At 59.4% G+C, this 22761-nt stretch carries 19 protein-coding genes; 3 read left to right on the forward strand and 16 right to left on the reverse strand.

All coding sequences use genetic code 11. From position 1 onward, the window contains the following. Positions 1–61 precede the first annotated feature (61 nt). From EL217_RS07335 to rimM, 6 genes are all read right to left on the reverse strand, one after another. A complete protein-coding gene (locus EL217_RS07335) occupies positions 62–2314 on the reverse strand; it encodes a YhgE/Pip domain-containing protein (RefSeq protein ID WP_126319309.1) in 2253 nt (750 codons plus the stop codon). 211 nt (positions 2315–2525) lie between these two features. Continuing rightward, complete coding sequence (locus tag EL217_RS07340) at positions 2526–4850, reverse strand: Tex family protein (protein ID WP_023030549.1); 2325 nt, start codon at positions 4848–4850, stop codon at positions 2526–2528. A gap of 158 nt (positions 4851–5008) precedes the next feature. Next, positions 5009–5599 (reverse strand): hypothetical protein, encoded by a 591-nt coding sequence (locus EL217_RS07345; protein ID WP_023030548.1) that lies wholly within the window; start codon positions 5597–5599, stop codon positions 5009–5011. Positions 5600–5697: 98 nt separating this feature from the next. Next, positions 5698–6078, reverse strand: a complete 381-nt coding sequence (locus EL217_RS07350; protein ID WP_005283661.1) for a hypothetical protein — start codon at positions 6076–6078, stop codon at positions 5698–5700. After that, entirely contained in the window at positions 6078–6968 is an 891-nt protein-coding gene (gene trmD, locus EL217_RS07355; protein ID WP_005283663.1) for a tRNA (guanosine(37)-N1)-methyltransferase TrmD, read from the reverse strand. Before trmD ends, EL217_RS07350 begins: the two co-directional genes overlap by 1 nt. Then, positions 6965–7462 (reverse strand): ribosome maturation factor RimM, encoded by a 498-nt coding sequence (gene rimM, locus EL217_RS07360; RefSeq protein ID WP_005283666.1) that lies wholly within the window; start codon positions 7460–7462, stop codon positions 6965–6967. Before rimM ends, trmD begins: the two co-directional genes overlap by 4 nt. 86 nt (positions 7463–7548) lie before the next feature. Here rimM and EL217_RS07365 point away from each other — a divergent pair, with 86 nt between their 5' ends. Further along, on the forward strand, positions 7549–7974 hold the full coding sequence (locus EL217_RS07365) for a cupin domain-containing protein (protein ID WP_126319311.1): 426 nt from the start codon (positions 7549–7551) through the stop codon (positions 7972–7974). Between the two features lie 29 nt (positions 7975–8003). Then, positions 8004–8708: a TetR/AcrR family transcriptional regulator gene (locus tag EL217_RS07370; RefSeq protein ID WP_005283669.1), complete on the forward strand. Its 705-nt coding sequence runs from the start codon at positions 8004–8006 to the stop codon at positions 8706–8708. Positions 8709–8852: 144 nt separating this feature from the next. On the opposite strand, the gene rpsP is transcribed toward EL217_RS07370, so the two are convergent. Beyond that, positions 8853–9353, reverse strand: a complete 501-nt coding sequence (rpsP, locus tag EL217_RS07375) for a 30S ribosomal protein S16 (RefSeq protein ID WP_005283672.1) — start codon at positions 9351–9353, stop codon at positions 8853–8855. A gap of 357 nt (positions 9354–9710) precedes the next feature. On the opposite strand from rpsP, the gene EL217_RS07380 reads away from it, so the two are divergent. Continuing rightward, entirely contained in the window at positions 9711–11978 is a 2268-nt protein-coding gene (locus EL217_RS07380; protein ID WP_126319313.1) for an acyltransferase family protein, read from the forward strand. A gap of 84 nt (positions 11979–12062) precedes the next feature. Here the strand turns inward: EL217_RS07380 and ffh are convergent, their stop codons facing one another. The 9 genes from ffh to EL217_RS07425 all read right to left on the reverse strand — a co-directional run bounded on the left by ffh (position 12063) and on the right by EL217_RS07425 (position 22642). Next, positions 12063–13694, reverse strand: coding sequence for a signal recognition particle protein (gene ffh / locus EL217_RS07385; RefSeq protein WP_126319315.1), 1632 nt, complete (start codon positions 13692–13694; stop codon positions 12063–12065). A gap of 51 nt (positions 13695–13745) precedes the next feature. Continuing rightward, positions 13746–15878: a [protein-PII] uridylyltransferase gene (locus tag EL217_RS07390; RefSeq protein WP_126319317.1), complete on the reverse strand. Its 2133-nt coding sequence runs from the start codon at positions 15876–15878 to the stop codon at positions 13746–13748. Between the two features lie 6 nt (positions 15879–15884). Beyond that, complete coding sequence (locus EL217_RS07395) at positions 15885–16223, reverse strand: P-II family nitrogen regulator (RefSeq protein WP_005278617.1); 339 nt, start codon at positions 16221–16223, stop codon at positions 15885–15887. A 227-nt stretch (positions 16224–16450) separates the two neighbouring features. Next, positions 16451–16819 (reverse strand): Na+/H+ antiporter subunit G, encoded by a 369-nt coding sequence (locus tag EL217_RS07400; protein ID WP_126319319.1) that lies wholly within the window; start codon positions 16817–16819, stop codon positions 16451–16453. Between the two features lie 3 nt (positions 16820–16822). Beyond that, positions 16823–17113 (reverse strand): cation:proton antiporter, encoded by a 291-nt coding sequence (locus tag EL217_RS07405; protein ID WP_005278611.1) that lies wholly within the window; start codon positions 17111–17113, stop codon positions 16823–16825. Continuing rightward, a complete protein-coding gene (locus EL217_RS07410) occupies positions 17110–17643 on the reverse strand; it encodes a monovalent cation/H+ antiporter subunit E (RefSeq protein ID WP_005278609.1) in 534 nt (177 codons plus the stop codon). Before EL217_RS07410 ends, EL217_RS07405 begins: the two co-directional genes overlap by 4 nt. Further along, positions 17644–19185, reverse strand: coding sequence for a monovalent cation/H+ antiporter subunit D family protein (locus tag EL217_RS07415; protein ID WP_126319321.1), 1542 nt, complete (start codon positions 19183–19185; stop codon positions 17644–17646). Further along, positions 19185–19661 (reverse strand): sodium:proton antiporter, encoded by a 477-nt coding sequence (locus EL217_RS07420; RefSeq protein WP_005278605.1) that lies wholly within the window; start codon positions 19659–19661, stop codon positions 19185–19187. Before EL217_RS07420 ends, EL217_RS07415 begins: the two co-directional genes overlap by 1 nt. Beyond that, the gene (locus EL217_RS07425) at positions 19661–22642 is read right to left on the reverse strand and encodes a DUF4040 family protein (RefSeq protein WP_126319323.1); all 2982 of its coding nucleotides are present in this window, start codon (positions 22640–22642) and stop codon (positions 19661–19663) included. Before EL217_RS07425 ends, EL217_RS07420 begins: the two co-directional genes overlap by 1 nt. Positions 22643–22761: the final 119 nt, after the last annotated feature.

Raw genomic sequence — 22761 nt, forward strand, 5'->3', positions numbered from 1 at the left:
AAATTCCTCTACTTCGCGGATTTACTACCCTACCTGGGGCGAGCCGGGCGCGCAGCACGCCTTAGGCAGGCATGGGCGAGCGGAGGATGGAGTGGTGCTCATCGAGGATCTTTGCCGTGCCCAGGTATCGCGCCCGGAAGACCAAGTACGACGCCACCACGGCACCCACCGTGATGCTAAAGAGGATAATGATGCTGCTCCAGAATGTGCCATCATGAATACCGTCGGTAGCGCGGGTGAACGCGTCCTTGGCGTAGGACATCGGGTGGAAAGGGTGCAGCAGGCTGAGCGCGCGCGGAATCGCCAGGACCGGCCAGACCCCGCCAAAGACCATCACGCCCAGAGCGAACGCGCCGGCTGCAAAGATCGAACCGATCTTGCGCCCGAAGGTAATCAGGAAGAACTGGTAGGTCGCCGCACCCACGGCGGAAATCGCGGCGAGCACGAGCGCGATCATGGACCAGCTTGCCGGCTGCCACCCCAGGGTGGAAGACATCAGGGCCATAAACACCAGTATAAGGAAGTTCAGGCCGGTCAACGCGACAAAGGCACCGAATACGCTGCGGGCCGGGCTGGTGGCGCGGGCTCCCCGGCGCGCCATGTAGTACGGCAGCGTCATCGCCAAGAGCAGCATGACGAGGAAGCCGAATACGAGCACGAAGAGCATGGAGGCGCCGCCGGTAATATTCTTTTCGGTCGGGTCCGCTGGGTTGACCACCGTCTGCACGGGATGGACATTGGATGCGGTGAAGTTAATGGGAACCGCTATATTTTGTGCGGAATCCTCTGGGCGGGAAATGGTAGGTGCCTTGGCGGCGCCTTCGGCAAGCTTTGTGGATAGCTCGCCAGAGCCTTCCTTGAGGCGGTCCAAGCCGCCCTTGAGCTCGGTTCCGCCTTCAGCCAGGCGGCCGGTGCCCTCCTTGAGCGCGCCCGTGCCGTCGTGGAGGCGGGAGGCACCATCCTGCAGGCGGGTCGCACCGTCCTGCAGCTGCGAGGTACCGTCGCTAAGCCTGCCAACTCCGCCGCGCAGCTCCTTGATGCCATCGGACAGGCGGTGTGCACCGCCGTTCAGTGTGGTCAGCCCGCCGAGGTATTCCGATTGCGGGTCGGACAGGTTGTAGTGCAGCTGCCCGGTGCCTGCGGAAAGCTTCTCCAGCTGTCCCACCATATTTCCACTAGAGGCGGGATCGAGCCTGGATACCAACGAGTAGAGCTGATCCGCTTGCTGGGTCATACCGAGCCCGCGCAAGATATCTACCAGCTGGGTAAGGCCAGGTACCACGGCTTGGGCTTGCTTCAGCACGGGGATGAGCATGCCGGTGAGTTGATTGACCCCGGCATCGATCTGGCCCGCACCATCGGCAAGGCGGCCGGTACCGGCAAGGAGCTTATCGGAGCCATCGGCAAGCCGGGAGGCACCGTCATCGAGGCGCGCCGCGCCATCACTCAGCTTGCCTGCACCATCATTCAACCGCCCGACGCCGTCATTGAGCCGCGTCGTTCCGTTGAGGAGCTCGGCCGTGCCGTTATTGAGCTTGCCCGCACCGTTGTCGAGCTTGTTGATACCCTCAACCGCGCGCCCGCCGCCCTCTTGCAGCTTTCCAGCGCCTTCATCGAGGCGCCCCGCGCCGTCCGCGGCATTGCCCAGGCCGTCGCTCAGCTTAGTAAGCCCCTCAATAACCTGGTCGGCGTACTTTTTGGAAATGGCGTTTTCCACGCTCGTTTGTACCTGCGGAATAAGGCTGGAGGAAATCACCGAGCCATTCGTGCCGTAATAGTCATTCGTGGCGAAGTTGATCTCAGGCTTTTCGGGCTTATCGCTGATGATGGTGACGGCTTGTTCGGAAAAGTTCTTCGGGATAGTCACCACCATCAAGTACTTGCCCTTGACCAGACCCTCTTCGCCTTCGTCCTTGTTGACCTCAGAGAATTTGAGGTAATCGGTCTCTAGCAGGCCCTCGACCACTTGGTCGCCATAGTTGGTGTGCTTGCCCTGCTTGTCCACGCCGGCATCTTCATTGACCACTGCGAGGTCAATATTGCGCATGTACTTGGATGGATCCCACATGGCCCACATCATGGTTCCGGCCACGATGATGGGCGCAACGAGGAAGAATACGATAAGCACCCGCGACAAAGCGCTGCGTGGGCGCCAGTCCAGGAGGCGGTGCCAGCCCAGCACTCCCCGGCTCTTGTGTTCCTCGCCGCTTATCGAGGCCATCGCTGCAGTGTCCTCGGCACCGTGACCGCTATCGGCCGCACGACTCATAGTTGTCTCCTTATGGCAGTAGTTCAGCGTCCCCCTTGCCCCCATCTGCCCAGAAGCACCTCGCTGAAGCAGGAGAAGAAGGACGCCATTTACTTAGTTTTGCCAAACTTACCATTATTGGATGTGGGAGTCCGCATCGATTGTAATGTGGCGGTCATATTTTTCGGGTCGTCCGCGGTTGGCGGGGATATTTTCCCCACCGCGGCCTCAAGCAGCGGCCCACCCTGCGGTGCTGGTAGGCCGCTGCACAGAGAAGCTAGAAGCCGGCCTTCTTCAGGGCATCGGCCATGGTCCCCTTGGCTGCCGGGCGCCCGCGGGAGCCTCCACGATCGGAGTTGCGTCCGCCCTTCTTCCCCGCTGCGCGCGAGGGTTTTTGACCGCCGCGCTTGCCGGATCCGCGCTGCGAGTCGCCGCCGCGGCGCTTCGGCGCGGGCTGGCCCGGCTCATCATCCAGCCGCAGCGATAGGCCGATGCGCTGGCGATCGACGTCGACCTCCATCACCTTGACCTTGACCACCTGGCCGGAGCGCACGACCTCATGGGGATCAGAAACAAACTGATGGCTCATGGCAGAGACATGGACGAGGCCGTCTTGGTGCACGCCGACATCCACAAACGCGCCAAAGGCCGCCACGTTGGTGACCGTGCCCTCCAGCACCATGCCTGGGGTAAGGTCAGAGACCTTATGCACGCCTTCTTTAAAGGTGGCGGTCTTAAACTCAGGGCGCGGATCGCGGCCGGGCTTATCCAGCTCGGCGATGATATCGCTCACAGTTGGGATACCGAAGATTTCATCGGCGAAATTGGCGGGATCCAGCTTGTCCAGCACGCGGGTATTGCCAATGAGCTCGCCGATGCCCAGCCCCGTCTGCTCCGCTATTCGCGTCACGATGGGATAGGCCTCCGGGTGAACCGCGGACGCATCGAGCGGGTCCGCTCCCCCATTAATGCGCAGGAAGCCGGCGGACTGTTCAAAGGCCTTCGGCCCCAGGCGCGGCACCTTCTTCAGTTCCTTGCGGGTAGCAAAAGAACCGTTGTCATTGCGGTAGGCCACGATATTGGCGGCAATGGTGGGGTTAATACCCGCCACGCGCTCCAATAGCGGCGCCGAGGCCGTATTGAGGTCAACGCCAACGCCATTGACGGCGCTTTCCACCACGCCATCCAGCGTGCGCGCCAGCGACGTCTGGTTCACATCGTGCTGATACTGGCCCACGCCGATGGCCTTAGGATCGATCTTCACCAGCTCTGCCAGTGGATCCTGCAGGCGCCGGGCAATGGATACCGCCCCGCGCAGCGAGACATCCATATCCGGGAATTCCTCTGCCGCCAGCTGCGATGCGGAGTAGACCGATGCACCGGATTCGGAGACCACGACAGGGGTCGGCCGCTGACCGCCCGCCTGTTCGAGCAGGTCGGCGATCTCGTGTGCGAGCTTTTCCGTTTCCCTGGAGGCAGTGCCATTGCCGATGGCCATGAGGTCAACCGAGTGCCGCGCACACAGCGTAGACAGGGTCTGCACCGCCTGCGACCACTGGTTTTGTGGCTGATGGGGATAAACGATGGTGGTATCGCGCACCTTGCCCGTTTTATCCACCACGGCGCATTTGGTGCCGTTGCGATAGCCCGGATCGAGGCCGATCGTCGCGCGCTGGCCCGCGGGGGCAGCAAGCAGCACATCGCGCAGGTTGGTGGCAAAGACCTTGAGCGCGCCTTCTTCTGCCACTTCTTTCAAGCGCATGCGCGCATCCAGGCTGGAAGAGACATACAATTTGGTGCGCCATCCCCAGTGCACGGCATTATCCAGCCACGCGGAGCTGCGATCCAGACCGAAGCGATCCGCAATGAGGTCCTCGTAGTCGGCATCGTCACCGGCATCCAGGTGCAGCTGCAGCACTCCCTCGTTCTCCCCGCGCAGGAGCGCCAGAATGCGGTGGGAAGGAAGCGAAGAAAAAGGCTCGTTGAAGTCGAAGTAATCCTTGAACTTCGCGCCCTCGGCTTCCTTCCCCTCTACCACCTGCGCCTGCATGGCACCCTGGTTAAACATGCGCTCGCGCACGCCACCCACCAAGTCCGCATCGAGCGCGAAGCGATCGATGAGAATGGAGCGCGCGCCTTCCAGTGCCTTTTTGGTATCCGCGAAACCTTCCGTGAGATAGCCTTGCGCCAGTTCCTCCGGCTGGGCCTTCGGCCGTGCAATCAATTTGTCGGTCAAGTCTTCCAAGCCGGCTTCGCGGGCGATATCCGCCTTTGTCTTGCGGCGCTTTTTATACGGCAGATACAAATCTTCGAGCCGCGCCTTGGTATCGCAGGCAAGGATTTGGCTACGCAGGGCATCGCTAAGCTTGCCCTGCTCCTCGATGGCGGCAAGGATCGTCTCTTTGCGCTCTTCTAGCTCGCGCAGGTAGGTGGCTCGCTCTTCGATGGTGCGCAATTGCGCGTCATCCAAACCACCCGTGACCTCCTTGCGGTAGCGCGCAATGAAAGGCACGGTATTTCCCTCCGCCAGGAGCTTCAGCGCCGTCGAAACCTGGGTTTCTTGAGCGCCGATCTCCGCCGCGATGGTGGCCGCAATATTCACGTAGATTCCTCACACTTCTATTTCACAGCTTGGCATAGGACCCACCCAATCTACCGCATGCCTTGTCCACCGCCCCGGCCTGCCACCGCCGGACACACAAAATCCTCTCCCTCCCGCACGCTACAAGCAGGAAGAAGAGGAGTAAAAGACGCCCCGATTTAGTGGATGACTACCTCGGCCCGATCGCCGCCGGTGCAGCTTACCCGCGAGGAGCTGCCGGAGCAGTACATCGTATAGGTACCACCGGTAGTAGGAGAATAAACGCTCAAGGTGGCATCCGTTCCGCCGCCGGCCACCCAGTTATTCATGAAAGTGTTGTAGACGTTTTTGGCAAAGGCCTCTGAGGTTTTGCTCGTGGCCGCGTAATAGCTTGTGTAATCGCCCCACGAGTGCCCATTGCCGCTGCTTGCAGCCGCCTGTGCTGGTGCGGGCGCGGGAGCCTGTTCGGTCTTGGTCACGGTAGCTTCACTGCCAGACTTCCCGTCTTCCTTGGCATCGACCTTGGTGGAGTCAACCTTTTGCTGGAATTGGCTTTCCTGCGCGGTGGCGCTGGACTTATTGCCATTTCCCTGCACGAAAAAGAATGCGGCAGCAGCAACGGCCAATAGCGCCACAACTCCCAAAATGATCGCCGCAATCATGGCCCCATTCCCGCCGCGGCTCTGTTGCGGCTGGGAATACGCGGGGTACTGGTTGTACTGCGGCTGTTGGTTGTATCCGCCAAAGTCATTTCCATTGGGAGAAGTCATGCGAGAGATCCTTGGAGAGCAAGTAAAAAATGCGAGTAAATGCTGCACTTACAGTAGCACTACCCAGCATCGATACACGTTTTTCTAGAGAGCTTTTCTTAAATTTCTTCGGAGGATTCTGCGCTCCATACGGGCTCGGCCGACCACGCGAATTCGGTATGGCCAATTTCCGTGCTCCCCAACCACGCCGCGGTGGGCGGTAGGCACTCAGCAACCACCGGCGCGACGGAAGGCAGGGCTGCTGTGGTATCGCCATTGACGATGACCCGCCACAGCGGCGTTCCTTCCGCCGCGGTTCCATTGCTGAAGGCATATTCTTGAGCCAATGGGCTATCTTTCGGCGCCGATGGAGCAACCACGGTGGCAAAAATATTTACCGGCGTAAAACCTGCATCGCGTAATTTCTGCGGCATATCTTCCTGGCATCCTTCCCATTCTTCCTGGGTCATCAGCACAGAAAGATCCACGCTGACCTGCACTACTGTGACTCTCCTTCAGATTCACGCTCGCGCACGTGCGCTAGATATGCCTTGTCCGCTTTGCTCAATTCCACGTGTTCCAATAACTCGGGGCGGCGCTGCCAGGTGCGCTCCAATGCTTGTTCCCTGCGCCACCTATCTACCAGCCCATGGTTTCCAGAGGTCAGGACCTCCGGCACCGCAAGCCCGCGCCACTCCCGCGGCTTGGTATAGCTCGGTCCCTCTAACAGGCCATCAGAAAAGGAATCCTCCTCATGCGAGCGCTTATTGCCCAATACCCCGGGGATAAGGCGGACGACGGCTTCTGCAATCACCAATACGGCGACCTCCCCACCAATGAGCACATAATCCCCGATGGATACCTCCCGAACGCGGTAGCGCTTCTTTGCATCTTCAACCACGCGCTGGTCGATGCCCTCGTAACGCCCACAGGCAAAAACAATATGCTCCTCGGTAGACCATGCCCGCGCATCCGCTTGGGTAAACGGCGCCCCAGCCGGGGTGGGCACCAGCAGCAGCGGGAGATCGCCATCCTCACTGGCGTCCTCGTGCTCCTCGTGCGCCGCATCGGCGCCATAGGCCCGAGCTTCGACGCCTTCTACTTCATCGTGGCGCGGGCGGTTGAGGTGCGGTAGCGAGGACTCGAGGGTGGGCGCGGTGGTCCCGAGTGCGACATCGTCAAGCGCAGGGCCCCATACCTCAGGCTTCATAACCATTCCTGGGCCGCCGCCAAAGGGCGAGTCATCGACCGATTTATGCGCATCCGTGGCCCACTGCCGCAGATCGTGCACGCCCACCTCAAGGCGGCCCTGCTCGATGGCCTTGCCCAAAAGGGCGTGGCGCAGCGGCTGCAGGTATTCCGGAAAGATGGTCACGACATCGAGCCTCATAGGTCCAACAGCCCTTCCGGGGGTTGGATGGTGCACGTGCCGGCTTCCACATCGACCTCTGGGACGATGGCATGGACAAAGGGAACCAAGGCGGAGCTGCCCGAAGCCAGCTCAACCTCCAAGAGGTCTTGGCTAGGCCCGTGCACGACGGAAACCACAGCGCCGATATCTTCCCCGTCGCGGATAACGCGCAAACCTTCGAGCTCATGATCATAAAAGCCCTCGTCATCATCTTCTAACGGGGCGGCGAAAAATTGGGTGCCGCGCAGGCTATCCGCTTGGGTGCGATCGGCAATTTCCTTGCACGTCACCAAAAGCCTGCCCTTGTGGCTGCGCACCGCAGAGATGGTCAACTCGTGTTCCTTGCGGCCCTGCCTTCCCTGCAGTTTTTCTCCCACTGCAAAGCGCACCTCAGGCTCATCGGTGGTGGGTTCTACCACCACTTCTCCCTTGATACCGTGCGACTTAATGACGCGCCCAATCATCAATTCCATGGCGCAAAGTTTACCGCATGCACCCCGTTGCCTTTATCTCCTGCCGCGTTCCCCACAATCCCGCCGCCAAGGATTAGGCTTGTGGCATGAACGACTCACCCAACCCTGCTTCCGAGCCACGCGGTGCACATCAGGAGGCACCGCACTCGCCCTTGATTGACCTTGACCTCGTAGCCTTGGCGCCTGCCACCGATCCTGAGCGCAAGCGCCCTGGGGTCAAGCGGGTCTTGAACGGTGAGCGCGCCAACCTCATCCTTTTTAGCTTCGCACCGGGGCAAACCTTGCCGGACCACAAAGCCGCCCACCCGATCACCGTGCAGGCCATACGCGGCGAGGTGAAGTTCACCTGCGGGGAGAAAACGGTCACCCTATCCCCGGGTAATATGGTGCACTTGCCGGCTTATACAGTACATAGCGTTGCCGCGCCCCTGCCGGAGATGGATTCGGATTCGCCCGCACAACAGGCGGACGCGCAGCCTGCACTGATACTTTTAACGATGCTTACGGGCTAATTGAAATACACACACGGTTAGGACAGATTTTGGATACAACGCAGTCTCATAACAAGCCTTATCACCACGGAAACCTCCACGACGAGCTGCTGCGCATCGCCGTGCAATTAGGCAAAGAAAAAGGTCCTGAGGCTATTACCATCCGCGCCGTCACCCGCGCGGCAGGAGTGTCCCCTACGTCCGCTTACCGGCACTTTAAGGACCAGGAAGAGCTACACGATAAGGTGGCCGAGCTCGCCACCGATGAGCTCGTGCGCCGCCTGCACCGCACCACCAATGAAGCTGGTGACCTTGCCTTCCCCGATCACCTCGTGCAGATAGGTTTTGCCTACCTCGACTTCGCCCTGGATGAAACGAATTTCTTCCGCTGCATGCTGGAGTGGAAGGCGCTGCGCTTTATGCTCGGCGTGGACCCGTCAACCCCCGATGATCCAAAAAGCGAACACCTGAACCTGATTCAGCGCTACTTCGATCTCTTGGCGCGCCATGCGCAGGCCCTAGGCCAAACGCCCAAGAAAGAATACTTCCTGCACAATAGCTTGCTGTCCTGGTCCGCCGTCCACGGGTTTACCGTGCTTGCCATTGACGGCCCCCTGTCCAAGCTGCCGCGGGAGGAAATCTATAAGCTTTTCAAGCCCGTCGTCGCAGGCAGCCTGCGCGGAATGGACTTTGAAGATCCGAACGATGTATATGGCAATTACCCCGAACTGCGCCCACACGATGGGGAGCATTAGGCACTAGCCTGCGGCGGCCGCGCGCTGGCCAAGCGCGCAAAGTCCCCCACTCGCCACCGTATGTCAATGCAACGATGGCAGGTGGGGGATGAAGTTTATGCAAGCGCCCTCTTATTGGTAGAGGGCGCTAGAAACCCGAGCAGATTACTCTGCGGACTCCTCAGAAGCTTCTGCTTCAGCGTCTGCTTCGCCGGCAGCAGCAGCGGCAGCCTCAGCTGCAGCAGCCTCTTCAGCTTCCTTCTTCTTCTTTGCTTCTTCCTTGGCCTTCTTCTTTTCGGTGATGGCCTCGATGGTTGGGCCGTTATTAGCCTCAGCCAATGCCTCGTTGAAGAGGTCCAGCTTGGACTTCTTCTCCTCAGCAACCTTCAGGGTGCCCTCTGCGCCCGGCAGGCCCTTGTGCTTCTGCCAGTCACCGGTGACCTTCAGCAGTGCCAAGACCGGCTCGGTGGGCTGTGCACCAACGGACAACCAGTGCTGTGCGCGCTCGGAGTCGATCTTGATGAGGGAAGGCTCTTCCTTCGGGTGGTAGATGCCGATGTTCTCGATGACCTTGCCGCTGCGGCGGGTACGAGCATCAGCGATAACTACGCGGTATTCAGCGGCGCGGATCTTACCTACGCGCTGCAGTTTAATTTTGACAGCCATGATGGCTCCTTTTCTAGTCACTGGGCAGTTCAGACACGCGCCTTTTAGCGCGCCGGTTCAACCCTTGGATTTTATCTGCGCGTGACGTACCGGCCGACCGTAGACGGGAACGGTGTTACGCAGAATGAAACGTCTCATTATCAGCAGCAATTCGCACCGCTGCGATAACCTGAACCATTTTAGCGTGTGCAGGCAGTATTTTAAAATCTCCGCTTCCCTACGCTTAGCCTGGGCTCGTTATGCTTCCGAGACCTTTAAAGAGTACCCTTATGAGCCGAATGCAATCCTTTGACCCTGAAGGCTTAAAAGTACGCCGCGTTTGTGCCTCCCACGGACAAGCGCACGAAATGACGTTTTATGACAACAGATTCCCCACGCAACTTTCGATATCGCTATGACCTCGACGGTCTGCGCGGTATCGCAATTGGCCTCGTAGTTATCTACCACGTCTTTGTCGGTCGTGTCTCTGGCGGCGTGGATGTCTTCTTACTGCTTTCCGGTTACTTCTTCTTAGGCTCGCAGCTGCGCTATGCCGGCAAGCCCAACGCATCTTTGAACCCCTGGTGGCCAATCTGGCGCACGTTGCGCCGCTTGGTGCCAAGCCTCGTTTTAGTCATCGGTGTGACGTATATCTTGGTGCGCCTTTTCACCCCGCAGCTCATGCGCACTGAATTTACCCAGCAAATCACGGCAACCATGCTGTACTACCAGAACTGGGAGCTGGCCCGCCAAAATGCCGACTACACCGCGGCCGCCGCCGATACTTCCCCGCTGCAGCATATGTGGTCGATGTCCGTGCAGGGCCAGTTTTACCTGATGGGCATTGCTTTCGCCCTCATTCTGGCCGCGATAATGAAACTGCGCCCGCAGGAGTCCTCGCTGCGCACCAGCCGCTTCCCCACGGTCAACCAGATTGCCGGTCCCATTCTCATCGTGGTGACCATCGCTTCCTTTGCCTATGCCTCGCGCCATGGGCTGCACGGAACGCCGGAAAACTACTACTCCACGTGGTCGCGCGCCTGGGAGCTGACCCTCGGCGCGGTACTTGCTATTTACGGCTCCGCCTGGAAGATTCCGGCCCGTTTTTATGACCTATTTACCGGCCTCGGCCTTTTCATGTTGGTCTTTACCGGCGCCATCATCGCAGAGACCACCGCCTACCCAGGACCGCTATCGCTATTGCCTTTGGGTGGTGCCGTGCTCATCATCTTGGGCGGTGGCGGAAAGATCTCCAAGGCCATGGCTTCTGGAAAGGCGCGTTGGCTAGGCGATGTCGCCTATCCGCTATACCTCTGGCACTGGCCGCTGCTCATTTTGTCCACCTCGTACTTGGGTCAGCAGACCCCGTCGTGGTGGCTGGGCATCATTATCATTGCCATCTCCCTGCTGCTTGCCGATGCCACGCACCGCCTCATCGAGCGCCCCTTGCGCCAGCACCGCAAGCGCCCCTTGGCAGAGGACCTTCCAGCCCACAAGGCAATCTCCGGCCTGTCCACCCGTGCCGGGGCCGGTCGGGCCATCGGCGGTGTCGTGGTCGCCAGCTGTGTCACCGCACTGCTTCTCATTCAGCCGCTGTGGCTGCGCACGCTGAATATCGCCGATGCGGAGATTCTCAACCCCAAGCAATATCCGGGCGCCACCACGTTCATTAATGACATCACCCCACCAGATGGCGTAGAGATCAAACCTGATCCCATCGTGGCCGGGGGCATCCAGCCGCCGGTCGCCGCAAACTGGTGCTTTGTTCCCGATAGCCAGCCCGCCGATTTCTTCTTTGAAACGCGCAGGGACGGCAAGACGCCGTGCATTTTCGGCGATACCAATTCCGAAAAAGAAGTCTATTTGGTGGGAGGATCCCACGCGGAACAATACTCCTCCGCCCTCGACCACTTGGGCCGCGAGATGGGCTTTAAACTCGTCCCCCTCCTGCGCCAAGGCTGCCCAATCGAGCTTGGCGATGACGTCACGGTCAGCCCCGAGTGCGCAGAGTGGGGCGAGCTGGTCATGGACCGCATTGCCGAGGCCCACCCAGCGCTGGTTATTTCCAATACCACCCGCCCGCAAAACGAATATGGGCATGGCCCCGATGCGGTGCCCGCCGGTTACCAAGCCTTCTGGGAAGAACTATCCAAGCGCGATATCCCCTTCCTGGGCTTCCGCGATAACCCGTGGGGATTCGATGAAGACGGGGAGCCGCGCGAATTCGATGAGTGCTACGTAGCCAACGAGGATGCTGTGGGCTGTGGCATGCGATTCGAGCAGGTCTACCAGCCCTATGATCCAGGTGCCGTAGTCCTATCGCAGTACGAGAACATGCTGTCCCTCGATACCGCGCCGTGGTTCTGCGATGCTAACGGCGATTGCCCGGTGGTCATTGGCAACACCATGGTCTACCGCGATATGCACCACATCACCAATGCCTTCGCGGATTCCGCGATACCGATGATCCGAGAAGCCCTTACGCCCTTCTTGAACGGCGAAAAAGTCCAGCAAGAGGCGCCAGAAATCTCCCCCGAAGAGGCAGAGGCAGCGCTAGAGGAATCGCCGGCTGCCCCCACCACCGGTGGCACGCGGCGCGCCAACCCGGTGCCGTACCCCAATACCCCGGAAAACGATCCGGTGTAAACGCTCCCCCGCGATGGCACGCACAAAGGTGGCCCCATTACCTGCGAAGTAATGGGGCCACCTTTTATTTATGACTCTGCGCGGCTACTTCTTGCCCTTGCCAAAGTTGAGGTTATCGAGGTCGATATTTTCCATGCCTTTGGGCATCTTGGGCATGCCGGGGATCTTTCCACCGCCAAGGCCACCGGCGCCGCCCATTTGCTGCTGCAGCTGCTGTAGCTCTTCCATCGACGGCATACCGCCGCCCATGCCCGGCATACCGCCCGGCATCTTGGGGCCGCGGTTGCCACCGCCGCCCTTGCCCTTCTTGCGCTTGCCGTTTTTGCCCTTGCGGCCCTTGGGCTTCTTCTTGGTGGCAGAACGTCCGCCACCGCCCATACCAAATTGGCCGGCCATCTTGGACATCATCTTCTTGGCCTGGTTGAAGCGCTCGATGAGCTGGTTGACCTCGGACACGCTCACACCGGAACCATTGGCGATGCGCTTGCGGCGCGACGCGTTCAGAATCTTTGGGTTCTCGCGTTCTTCTGGGGTCATACCGCGGATGATCGCCTGGATGCGATCCAGCTGCTTTTCATCCACCATGGCGGCCATCTCATTCATCTGCTTGCCGCCAGGCATCATCTTCAGCAGGTTGCCAATCGGACCCATCTTGCGGATCATCAGCATCTGATCAAGGAAGTCATTCAGCGTGAGCTCGCCGGAGCCCAGCTTGGAGGCTGCTTCCTCGGCCTTCTGGTGGTCCAAGGTGGCTTCCGCCTGCTCAATCAGGGAGAGCAGGTCACCCATGCCCAGGATGCGGCTGGACATGCGCTCTGGGTGGAAGACATCGAAATCATCGAGCTTCTCACCGGTAGAGGCATACAAAATTGGTTTGCCGGTGACCTCACGAATGGACAGCGCTGCACCACCGCGGGCGTCACCATCCAGCTTCGTGAGAACCACGCCGGTAAAGTCCACGCCATCGCGGAAGGCCTCCGCCGTTTGCACGGCGTCTTGACCAATCATGGAATCGATGACGAAGAGGACTTCATCCGGGTTGACGGCATCGCGGATATTGCGCGCCTGCGTCATCAAGGTTTCATCAATACCCAAGCGGCCGGCGGTATCGATGATGACCACATCGTGCTGCTTCTGCTTTGCCTCAGCAATACCGCGCTTGGCGACGTCCACCGGGTCCCCGTGCGAGGTACCCATCTCGTGGTCATTGGAATCCAGGGAGGTACCTGGGTCCGGGGCGAAGGTTGGTACCTCCGCGCGCTCGCCGACGATCTGCAGCTGCTGCACAGCGCCTGGGCGCTGCAAGTCACAGGCCACGAGCATGGGGGTGTGCCCCTGCTTCGTGAGGTGCTTGGCCAATTTACCGGCCAGGGTGGTTTTACCAGCACCCTGCAGACCGGCCAGCATGATGACGGTCGGAGGATTCTTGGCCAAGTTCAACCGGCGGGTTTCGCCGCCAAGGATCTCAATGAGTTCCTCATTGACGATCTTGACCACCTGTTGGGCGGGGTTGAGCGCCTCAGAGACTTCCGCGCCGCGGGCGCGTTCCTTGATGCGCTTGATAAACCCGCGCACCACCGTCAGAGAAACGTCAGCTTCCAGCAATGCCAAACGAATCTCACGAGTCGTGGCGTTGATATCCGCCTCAGTTAATTTGCCCTTGCCGCGCAGGCCCGCCAGGGCTGACTGTAGGCGGTCTGATAGTGAGTCAAACACTACGGATGCGCTCCCTTAAATTAGATCGATCTAAAGTTCAATTATTCAATCTTAGTCCCTAGCCAGGGCCCTGGTCACATTCCCCACCACCTGGGCGCGAGAAACCGAAGCGCCAAAGAAAACGTGCACAATCATCGTGGCACCCAGGATCTCATGGCGCAGCCACATAAACTCCGGCAAAGCCTCCACCAGATAGCCCAACGCGCCTATCCTCTCCACGGTGCGAATCTCTAAGATTCCGCCCACGTTAAACGCCGCCGTCGTGGGCTCACCTGCGATCTCAGGAAGCTCGGTATATGTCCGCGAATTATAGGACTGGATAAACCGGTCCGGTTCCGCGGCCTCTCTCAGCGTCTTTTGCACGGTGCGGATGACAAATTCCGCCTGATAGTCACCAGCATCACCGCGCACGAAATTGGCCCGCACGATGGTCCACCCCAGGGCAGATATCAACGCAAAAATGCGCTTAAACTCTGCCTTATTGGCGCCGGACCAGGTCACTGTGACCACTTCCTCCTGCCAATCAACCGCAAGCCCTACTCCATGCTCGTCCTGCGGAACGCGAACTAAAGGGCGGGTGACTATGCGAGGCTTATTCGCTTCCAAAGCGCGAGCGACGATAAGGGCCTGCGCCTGTGCGGTGCGAGCAGACCACACGCCAGGGCCCGTCGATAAGGCATCCGCCTTGGATAAGGTCGCAAGCAGCGAAATGGTCAATTGGTCATAATGGCAGGCGTTTAATAGGGCATCGCGCGCGGCATCCGAGCGCGGATCCATCGTCGCCGCCAATCGCGCCAGGCTCGTATGCTCTGCCACCACGGTTTGCACGCGGGAGATATCTGCAAGGTTAAACCGCATGCGCGCGGCCTGCCGCGCCACCATCTCTGCTCCTACTTGCTCGTGCGGGCGATCATGCCCCTTGCCTAAATCGTGGTACAACGCGGCCAAGAGGAGAAGATCCGGGCGCGCCACTGAGGTCCGCACCTCAGCGCAGCGCGTGACGGTGGCGACGAGGTGGTAGTCCACTGAATGCATGTGGCTGCGCTCTCTTGGCAGCAATCCACGCACATGACCCCATTCTGGGACTAAACGCTCCCACAGCCCATAGCGATCCAGCTCCGCAATTACCCGTGGGGTATGAGACGGCGAAGACAAAATGGCGAAAAAGTCATCCACGGCCGCCCGCGGCCACCGCTGCGGTGGGGGCGGTAATTCCTGCAGCGCTCGCCACGTCGCTAGCGATACGGAATAGCCCGTGCGCGCCGCGGCCGCCGCAACGCGGGTCAATAACCATGGATCTTCACAATTGGGTGTGCGGGCCAGGGAGATAACGGCGCCATCGGCCACGACGTCCACGTCGAGGGGACGTCGCACGCGGTCTCGCCCCTGCGCCGGACCAGCGCTGCGGCTACCCAAAACGCCGCGGGCTGTGGCCAAGCTACGCTCTACCGCCTCGTCGACCGCAGAGGCCGCAGTAACCAACGCCGCGGTGAGCTCATAGCGGCTGCTAAAGCCCAATTCATCAGCAACATCTGCGGCAAAGTCCGGATCCAAAATATCGCGGTGGCGGCGAGCCTTGACGTGCAGCAGGGTCCGGGCATCGAGTAGCAGCCGCCGCTCTTCCTCCAGCGCGGGCAGATCACATAGGTTGCCCAGGGCTAAAGCGCGCAGGAGCTGAATATCGCGCAATCCCCCACGCCCGTTTTTTAAGTCTGGGTTGGTCATGGTGGCGACGGCGCCGGAGCGGTTCCACCGGGCGATGGCGATATCGACGAAGCTATCAAAGCCCCGCTGCAGCTGCCGCCGCCACGCGTGCAGGAGGCGCTGACGGGCGTCATCGACAAGCGGCTTATCGCCTGCGATATACGTCAGATCCAATTGAGCGAAGCCAGCCGAGGCATCCTGCAGGGCAATCTCCGCGCACTCCTGCGGGGTGCGCAGGGCGAAGTCCAGCCGATACTTGGCATCCCACACCGGGTACCACAATTTTTCTACCTGGCTGGGGTCTGGCTCGTGGTCCTCCGGGAAAATCAGGATGACATCAATATCGGAATAGGGAGTCATCTCCTGCCGGGCCACAGAGCCGGTTGCTGCTAGCGCCGTGTGCGGCGGCAGGTCCAAACCCTGGAGTATGCGCACCGCCGCTGCATAAGCCTCGCTGCGAAGAGCGGATGCTGCCACCATCTGTAATTACAGAGCGGTCTCGCCGCGCTCCCCGGTGCGGATGCGGATGACGTCTTCTACCGGGGTAATCCAAATCTTGCCATCGCCAATCTTGCCGGTATAAGCGGCATCCACGATGGCGTCAATGAGGTCTTCCACCTGGTCATCAGCGGTCAAAACCTCCAGCTTCACCTTGGGCACAAAGTCCGTGGCGTACTCCGCACCGCGGTAGACCTCGCTGTGCCCGCTCTGCTGCCCAAAGCCCTGGCTTTCGGTCACGGTAAGGCCGTGGACATCCTGCTGTTTTAATGCCTCCCGGATATCCGGCAGAGTAAACGGTTTAACAATGGCGGTAATTAGTTTCATTTAATCCTCCTGAAGAAAAGTAAAGTTCAGCGGCCAAGCAAGGCGCGGATATGCTGCGTTCTAGTCTAGCCCCGCCCAACTTCCGAATGTGCCCGAATTACGGTGGCAATCGGTAAATCAAGCTAGGACCCGCTGCGCTAAGCACCGCGGCAGCGCAAAAGAAACGCGGGCCGCACACCTCCTTGGAGAAGGTACGCACCCGCGCTACTCATGAGGAAAGAACAACCCTAGATTTCGTCTTCATCTGCATAGACGGTCTGGATTTTCTCATTATTGTGTTTGGCGTGCTTGACGTCAGTAACCGCAACGCCATAGATGGAACGGCCCAGGTAGAACGAGCCCACCGAGCCGATAATCCACACGCCAAAGCAGGCAATGAGGCCCTTGATAAGAAGGCCCAAAGAAAAGCCATCTTGGCCAAAATCCACCACGAGCTTGGCGACGATAATAAGCGGCACCGCCAAACCCACGGTCGGGCCCATCAGGTTGGCACGGGTCAAGGCATCCGGCGCGCGCCACAAGGAGACCACGGTTGCCACCACGAGGATGGTGGCCACAATGAGCAAGACCGAAGCAATAATCTCGTAAACAGCCATGACTTATCGCCGACCTTTCGAAATAATGCGGGCCATAGACAAGGTCGGCAAAATACCGGCCGCGATGGCGCCAATCAAGGCAATGTCATAGGCCAAGGGGGCATTGTTGATCATTGACCAGCCGAGGTACATGCAGATCATGCCGTAAAAGACGATGTCTGACATCACCGCGCGGGTGAGTTCATCGCGGGTGCGCAGCGCTAATAGCACCCCGCACCAGGCGGCCCCGCCCATGATGAACACGCACACTAGTACAACCCAACCGAATGGGGACAATGTTGCAAAATCAATCATCGGTCGGTCTCCTTCCTGCGTTGAATTTTCCGGGCGAGGTGCTTGGGCTTTTCGACGTCCGCCTGGCTCTCCGAAAGCGGAGTGTCCTCCGCCCGCGCGAGGTCCGGCGAGCGCATATAGCGACCCAGGGTATCCAAGGGGAATTCGTAGAAAGCCTCATCGAGCTCCGTCGTATCCCCTTGCCCAGGAACGCCATAGTCGATGCTCTTCACGCGCGGTGCCAAGTGCTCTTCCATATCGGCCAAGTCAGCCACAATCGCCGCAGGATCGGAACCCTGTACCGCTTGTACTAGCACGATGCGGGGCAAGCCCTTGCGCGGTGGTTCGCGCAGTCCCAACGACAGCGTGCCAGGGGTTGCGGTAATGGAAGAGGTGAACCAAAAAATCTCCCAGGCGCTGGTAACGCGCAGTGGATACCGGATGATCACCGGGTGGTATTCGTTATCGGGCTTAAATGCTGACATCGCCAGGGTGAACCCAGCAACGAAAATCTCCTTGATGAGCCAGAGTGCATAAGCTACGGCATGCATTTATCGGCCCTCCTGAATGTCATCGATATTAGGTAGTGCGGCTGAATCATCACCCAAGATGGTGTCAGTATAAGCCGTCGTGTCCAGCAGTTGCTCGGCTGCGGTTTCCACCGCATCAATAACCACGCCGGAGAAAATGAACATGCCCAGCGAGACCAAGATGAGCGCTGCGGAAGGCGCCATCAGCTTCTTGCGGATGATGAGCTCATCTGGAACCTTGTCCGAGGGCAAATCGTGTCCCCAGAAGGCTTCGCGCCAGACGCGCAACATCGCCAAGAATGCCGCGAAGGAAGCGATGATGATGGCGGCAATAGCAATCCAGGCCCAAGCGCCGTCATTGCGGGCGACCTCGAAGACGATCATGAGCTTGCCCCACATGCCGGAGAATGGCGGGAAGCCCACCACGGAGAAGGCACCGGCGGCAAAAATCCAGGCGATAATGGTATCGCGGCGCGCGAGGCCGGATAGCTTGGTTAAGTCACCCGTACCGTAGGTCTCTTCGATGGCACCGGACGCCAGGATCAACGAGCCAACGGTCACCATGTGGTGAATCGTGTACATGATACCGGCGGCCAGAGCGCGGCTTGGGTCTTCCGAGGTAAAGGCCAGCATCACCAAGATGAACGGCATACCGTTGAGCATCTGGTAACCCAGCACGCGGCGAATAGTCTTTTCGGTCAGACCACCAAAGGCGCCGATCATCATCGAGATCAGCATGAGGACGATGATAAGGACGTTCCACCGCTGCTCGAGATCGAAAAGCTGCACGTACAGCCGGTAGAGCATGTAGACGGCGACCTTCGTGTGCAGGCCGGAGAAAAGGCCCATCACCGCGGCCGACGTGCCTGGATAGGTACGCGGTAGCCAAGACTGCACCGGGAAGACACCGGCCTTGGCGGTAATCGCAATAAGGATAATGCCCGCGGCGACGGTCACCGGACCGTTGCCAGCGGCGGCCCCCTGCAGGGCAGCCAGGTTGACCGAGCCGGTGACGGAATAGATATAACCGACACCAACCACCAGCAGCGTGGAGGCAAAAAGGTTAACGAGGACGAACGCGCGTCCTGCCGCCAAGCGCGACCACGTGCCCGACATGGTGATAAGGCCGTAGGACGGCAGCAGCATGACCTCAATGAACACGAAGAAGTTAAAGAGGTCAGCGGTCAGCAGCGCACCGCACACACCAGTAATAAGGATCAGGGTGAGCGACGGATAGTAACGAGATTTCGTCTCCCCGCCTACGATGGCGAACCAGTTAGCGCCAAAGGCCACGATCATCGTGGTGATGATCATCAGCGCGGAGAAGGCATCCGCAACGAGCGGAATACCCACATTGCCTACGTAGAGGCCCACGGTATGCGCCACTACACCATTGTTCATGGTGTAGATCAACAGTCCCAGGCCGGCGAAGACACCGACCCCGGGAATGATGAGCATGATCGCATCGCGGACGGCGCGCCACGGCGCCAGCAAGGCAAGAGCCGCGGCAATGAGCGGAATGCCCGGGAAAAGCGGAAGAAGTTGGGCTACAACATCAGCCATTATTTTTCATCCTCCTTCTTCCTATTTACCCCGCGCTCAGCCACGGGGGTGTCGTGGTCTACCCGGCCAATGCGATCGAGCTCATTCGCGGACTCTTCCAAGATCGCACGGTTCTGGGCATCACGGCCCAAGGTAGAAAATGCGTGGTCAATGGTGTTGTCGTCGACGGGTTCCACCACATCGGTGTCATCGTTTTTACCCATCGCGGCCATGGTCAACAGGATGGTCGAGGTTGCCATGGAGATAACAACTGCCGTCAGAACGAATGCCTGCGGTAGCGGATCGGCCATTTGATCGTGGGGTACCTCTGAGGGAAAGGCTTCGCCTCGGTAGGAGTACACGCCAGTGGCCAACAAGGTCAGGTTGGCACCGTGGCCGAATGCCATCATGCCCAAGACAATGCGGACCAAGCCGCGTTGCTGAATGAGATAGACGGCGCCACCGATGAGGATGGCGATAGTTAACGCGAGAATCATTACTTCTCCCCTCCTCGGTTGGCGTTAGAACGGCGACGTTGCTTTGTCTTTGTCTTTGCCTCTTTGGGGCTCAGCAAAGCGAGCGGATCCGTCGACGGGTTGATTGGGTCTGGATACGGATCGTCCGCATCCTCAACGGCGATGCGCGGCGTGGCCGGCAGGGCCGAGTCATCGTCATGAATCCACGGCAGGAAGTCCCGCTCGGTACCTGGCCTGAGGTAGCCGCCCAAGGCGTTGATGGCCATCGTGAGCATGCCCAACACGGCCAGGTAAATACCGAGGTCGAAGATGAGGGACGTCGTCCAGTGCTGGCCAAAGGCTTCGCCGTGCAGGGCGGTGAGGAAACCACCATTGCCAAAGCCGTCGTGCCAGTAGCCAATAAAGCCTGCCAATAGCGCCGTTATGATGCCAATTCCGGTGAGGTGAACTGGGGTCATCCGGCCGAAGACAATTTCATCGGAACCGCGGGACAGGTAGGTCAAGCCAATAGCCGCACCCATAATGAGCGCCGCTGGGAATCCACCGCCGGAGGAATTGTGCCCGCGGAAGAACACGATGACGGACATGATGATGAGCAAAGGAATGACAATATTGATTCCCTTGCGCAGCGGCACGGAGTTCAGCTGCGACTGACCGAAAGGCGCCGGGCGCGTACCCGAGCTGAACGGGAAGCGCGGCAGCGTCGTGGTAATGGCTGCGATAACGACGGCGGCCATGCCCAACACGGACAGCTCGCCCAAGGTATCGAGTGCACGGAATTCCACGATGATGGTGGCCACGACGTTATCGCCACCCGTGATATCCGGTGCCTCGTCGAGGTACCACAGCGCCAAGTCCGAGCGTTCGTGGCGGCCCATCAGGCCCCACACGCCGAGGAAGGCAGCGATACCGGCCAATACGGCGATAACGATGGAGCCTACCCTGCGGGATTTATCAGTAACCGGCTGGAAGGTCTCCGGCAGGTAACGCAGCACCATCATCATGACGACCACGGACAGGGCCTCCACCATGAACTGCGTCAGTGCGACGTCCGGTGCACCCAAGAGGAACATCTGCAAGGTAACGCCGGTACCTGCGATGCCGATCATGACGGCGCCGGTGAGGCGGTTCTTGGTGCGAACCAGCCCGAATACGGACAAGGCAATGATGCCCAAAGGCAGCAGGTCCCACGGGTTGTCGAGCCCATCGACGCGCGGCTGCAGCGGTACGCCGTCGACACCCTCACCAAACAAGGTAGTACCGGCAAGCACGATAACCACGATGACGATCGGCAGGATGTGACGGGAAGGGTTGTGGGAATCGGACATCTTGCCCAATACCTGGCCGAGCTTGGCGCAGCCATCTTGCAGGCTTTGCAGGAGCTCGTTGCCGCTGCGCGGCATGAAGTTCCGGCCCTCGAAGGCCGGCCACATCTTCTTGCGGGCAAAGAGACCAGCGATACCGGCCACCAGCACGAGAATCGAGATGATGAATGGCACGTTGATTCCATGCCATACCGCAAGGTGAGAATGCGTTTCCATGCCCACGGCGCCAACGGCATGCTCCAAAGGCTCATCGAAAATACCCAGGACGAAGACGAGCGGCAGGGACATAAAGCCCGGTAGCGCAGCAGGAAGCCACAGGGCAACTGGGGCTTCGTGGACATCGTCCATAGAGCGCGGCCCATCGAAGAATGCACCGAAGACGATCTTTGCCGAGTAGGTGAAGGTAAAGAACGCACCGATACCCGCCACGGCAAGCAAGATTGCTTGGCCTGCGCCGCCAACGGGGGCATCCTCAAAGGCGGTAAGCATGCCTTCCTTGGACACGAAGCCCAGCAGCGGAGGAACCGCAGCCATGGAGGCGGCGCCGATGACGACAGAGCCAAACGTCCACGGCATCTTATTCCACAGCGGGCCAAGGCGACGGATATCGCGCGAACCCGCTTCATGGTCAATGACACCGATGAGCATGAACAGCGAGGACTTAAAGAGCGCGTGTGCCAGGGTGTGCACCAGTGCTGCCCCAATAGCAAACGGGGTACCGACACCGATGGTGGCCACAATCCAACCCAGGTGAGACACGGTGGAATAAGCGGTCAGCTTCTTCAGGTCCGTCTTTTGCACCGCGAATACCGCGGACATAACAGCCGTGCCCATACCGACGACGATGAGCACCCAGTTCCATACCGCGACATCGTAGAAGACCGTGGAGAAGCGAATGAGCAGGTAAATACCCGCCTTGACCACGGCTGCGGCGTGCAGGAACGCCGAGACAGGCGTAGCGGCGGCCATGGCTTCTGGGAGCCAGAAGTGGAATGGGAATTGAGCGGACTTGGTAAAAGCAGAAGCCGCGATGAGCACGGCAACGCTCGCGGTCACGCCGGGGCGCTCATCCCATACCGAGGATGCGAGGATCTCAGAAATGGTGGTCGAACCGGTGGTCACTGCGGCGATGCCCAATGCCGTCAATAGCGTAAGGCCACCGATGAACGTCAGGATTAAGGTGCGCTGTGAACCCGCCTCTCCCCCGGAGCCAGAACGCGCAATGAGCATGAAGGAAGCCAAGGAGACAAGCTCCCAGGCGAGGAATAGGACAACAACGTCATTGGCCAGAACCAGCAACAAGATGGACAGCGTAAACGCCGTCATCAATGTATAAAAGCTCGTATTTCCCTCATTTTTCGGGAGATACGCTGCCGAGTAGGTCAACACGACAGCGCCAATGACAAGAGCCAACATGGCGAAGAAGATGCTCAATGCATCTCCACGCAGAGCGAAACTTACATCAACCCCCGGTGCAATAAAATCGCGTACCCAGGTGGCTTGGAAACTGAGTTCCTCCCCCGCTGCAATGGCAGAAAAATCCTTAGCAATGAGCACCGCTGCGATGAGAAAGAGGACGGCTAATGGATAGCCCGCCTGTCGGTCCATGACCTTTACGGTCACCGGTGCCAAGATCACTGCCAATGCTGCGAGGAGGACAGCAAAAAGTAGCGTCACGAAATACTTGCCTCACGAACCTTGGTCTTGGAATGGTGCGAATTTCGCACCGAATCACTAAATACAGCCCTATCAGATTACCATTGCTCACCAGCTCAATGCAGATCACAGCAATCCAC

It is taken from the genome of Corynebacterium segmentosum (genome assembly GCF_900637825.1).
In the GTDB taxonomy this organism is placed as follows: domain Bacteria; phylum Actinomycetota; class Actinomycetes; order Mycobacteriales; family Mycobacteriaceae; genus Corynebacterium; species Corynebacterium accolens.

Excerpts from the sequence above, each read along its gene's own strand:
- EL217_RS07335 (WP_126319309.1), bottom strand. The coding sequence starts at position 2,314 with ATGGGGGCAAGGGGGACGCTGAACTACTGCCATAAGGAGACAACTATG.
- EL217_RS07345 (WP_023030548.1), bottom strand. The coding sequence starts at position 5,599 with ATGACTTCTCCCAATGGAAATGACTTTGGCGGATACAACCAACAGCCG.
- trmD (WP_005283663.1), bottom strand. The coding sequence starts at position 6,968 with ATGAGGCTCGATGTCGTGACCATCTTTCCGGAATACCTGCAGCCGCTG.
- rimM (WP_005283666.1), bottom strand. The coding sequence starts at position 7,462 with ATGGAATTGATGATTGGGCGCGTCATTAAGTCGCACGGTATCAAGGGA.
- EL217_RS07365 (WP_126319311.1), top strand. The coding sequence starts at position 7,549 with ATGAACGACTCACCCAACCCTGCTTCCGAGCCACGCGGTGCACATCAG.
- rpsP (WP_005283672.1), bottom strand. The coding sequence starts at position 9,353 with ATGGCTGTCAAAATTAAACTGCAGCGCGTAGGTAAGATCCGCGCCGCT.
- EL217_RS07380 (WP_126319313.1), top strand. The coding sequence starts at position 9,711 with ATGACAACAGATTCCCCACGCAACTTTCGATATCGCTATGACCTCGAC.
- EL217_RS07390 (WP_126319317.1), bottom strand. The coding sequence starts at position 15,878 with ATGGTGGCAGCATCCGCTCTTCGCAGCGAGGCTTATGCAGCGGCGGTG.
- EL217_RS07395 (WP_005278617.1), bottom strand. The coding sequence starts at position 16,223 with ATGAAACTAATTACCGCCATTGTTAAACCGTTTACTCTGCCGGATATC.
- EL217_RS07400 (WP_126319319.1), bottom strand. The coding sequence starts at position 16,819 with ATGGCTGTTTACGAGATTATTGCTTCGGTCTTGCTCATTGTGGCCACC.
- EL217_RS07405 (WP_005278611.1), bottom strand. The coding sequence starts at position 17,113 with ATGATTGATTTTGCAACATTGTCCCCATTCGGTTGGGTTGTACTAGTG.
- EL217_RS07410 (WP_005278609.1), bottom strand. The coding sequence starts at position 17,643 with ATGCATGCCGTAGCTTATGCACTCTGGCTCATCAAGGAGATTTTCGTT.
- EL217_RS07415 (WP_126319321.1), bottom strand. The coding sequence starts at position 19,185 with ATGGCTGATGTTGTAGCCCAACTTCTTCCGCTTTTCCCGGGCATTCCG.
- EL217_RS07420 (WP_005278605.1), bottom strand. The coding sequence starts at position 19,661 with ATGATTCTCGCGTTAACTATCGCCATCCTCATCGGTGGCGCCGTCTAT.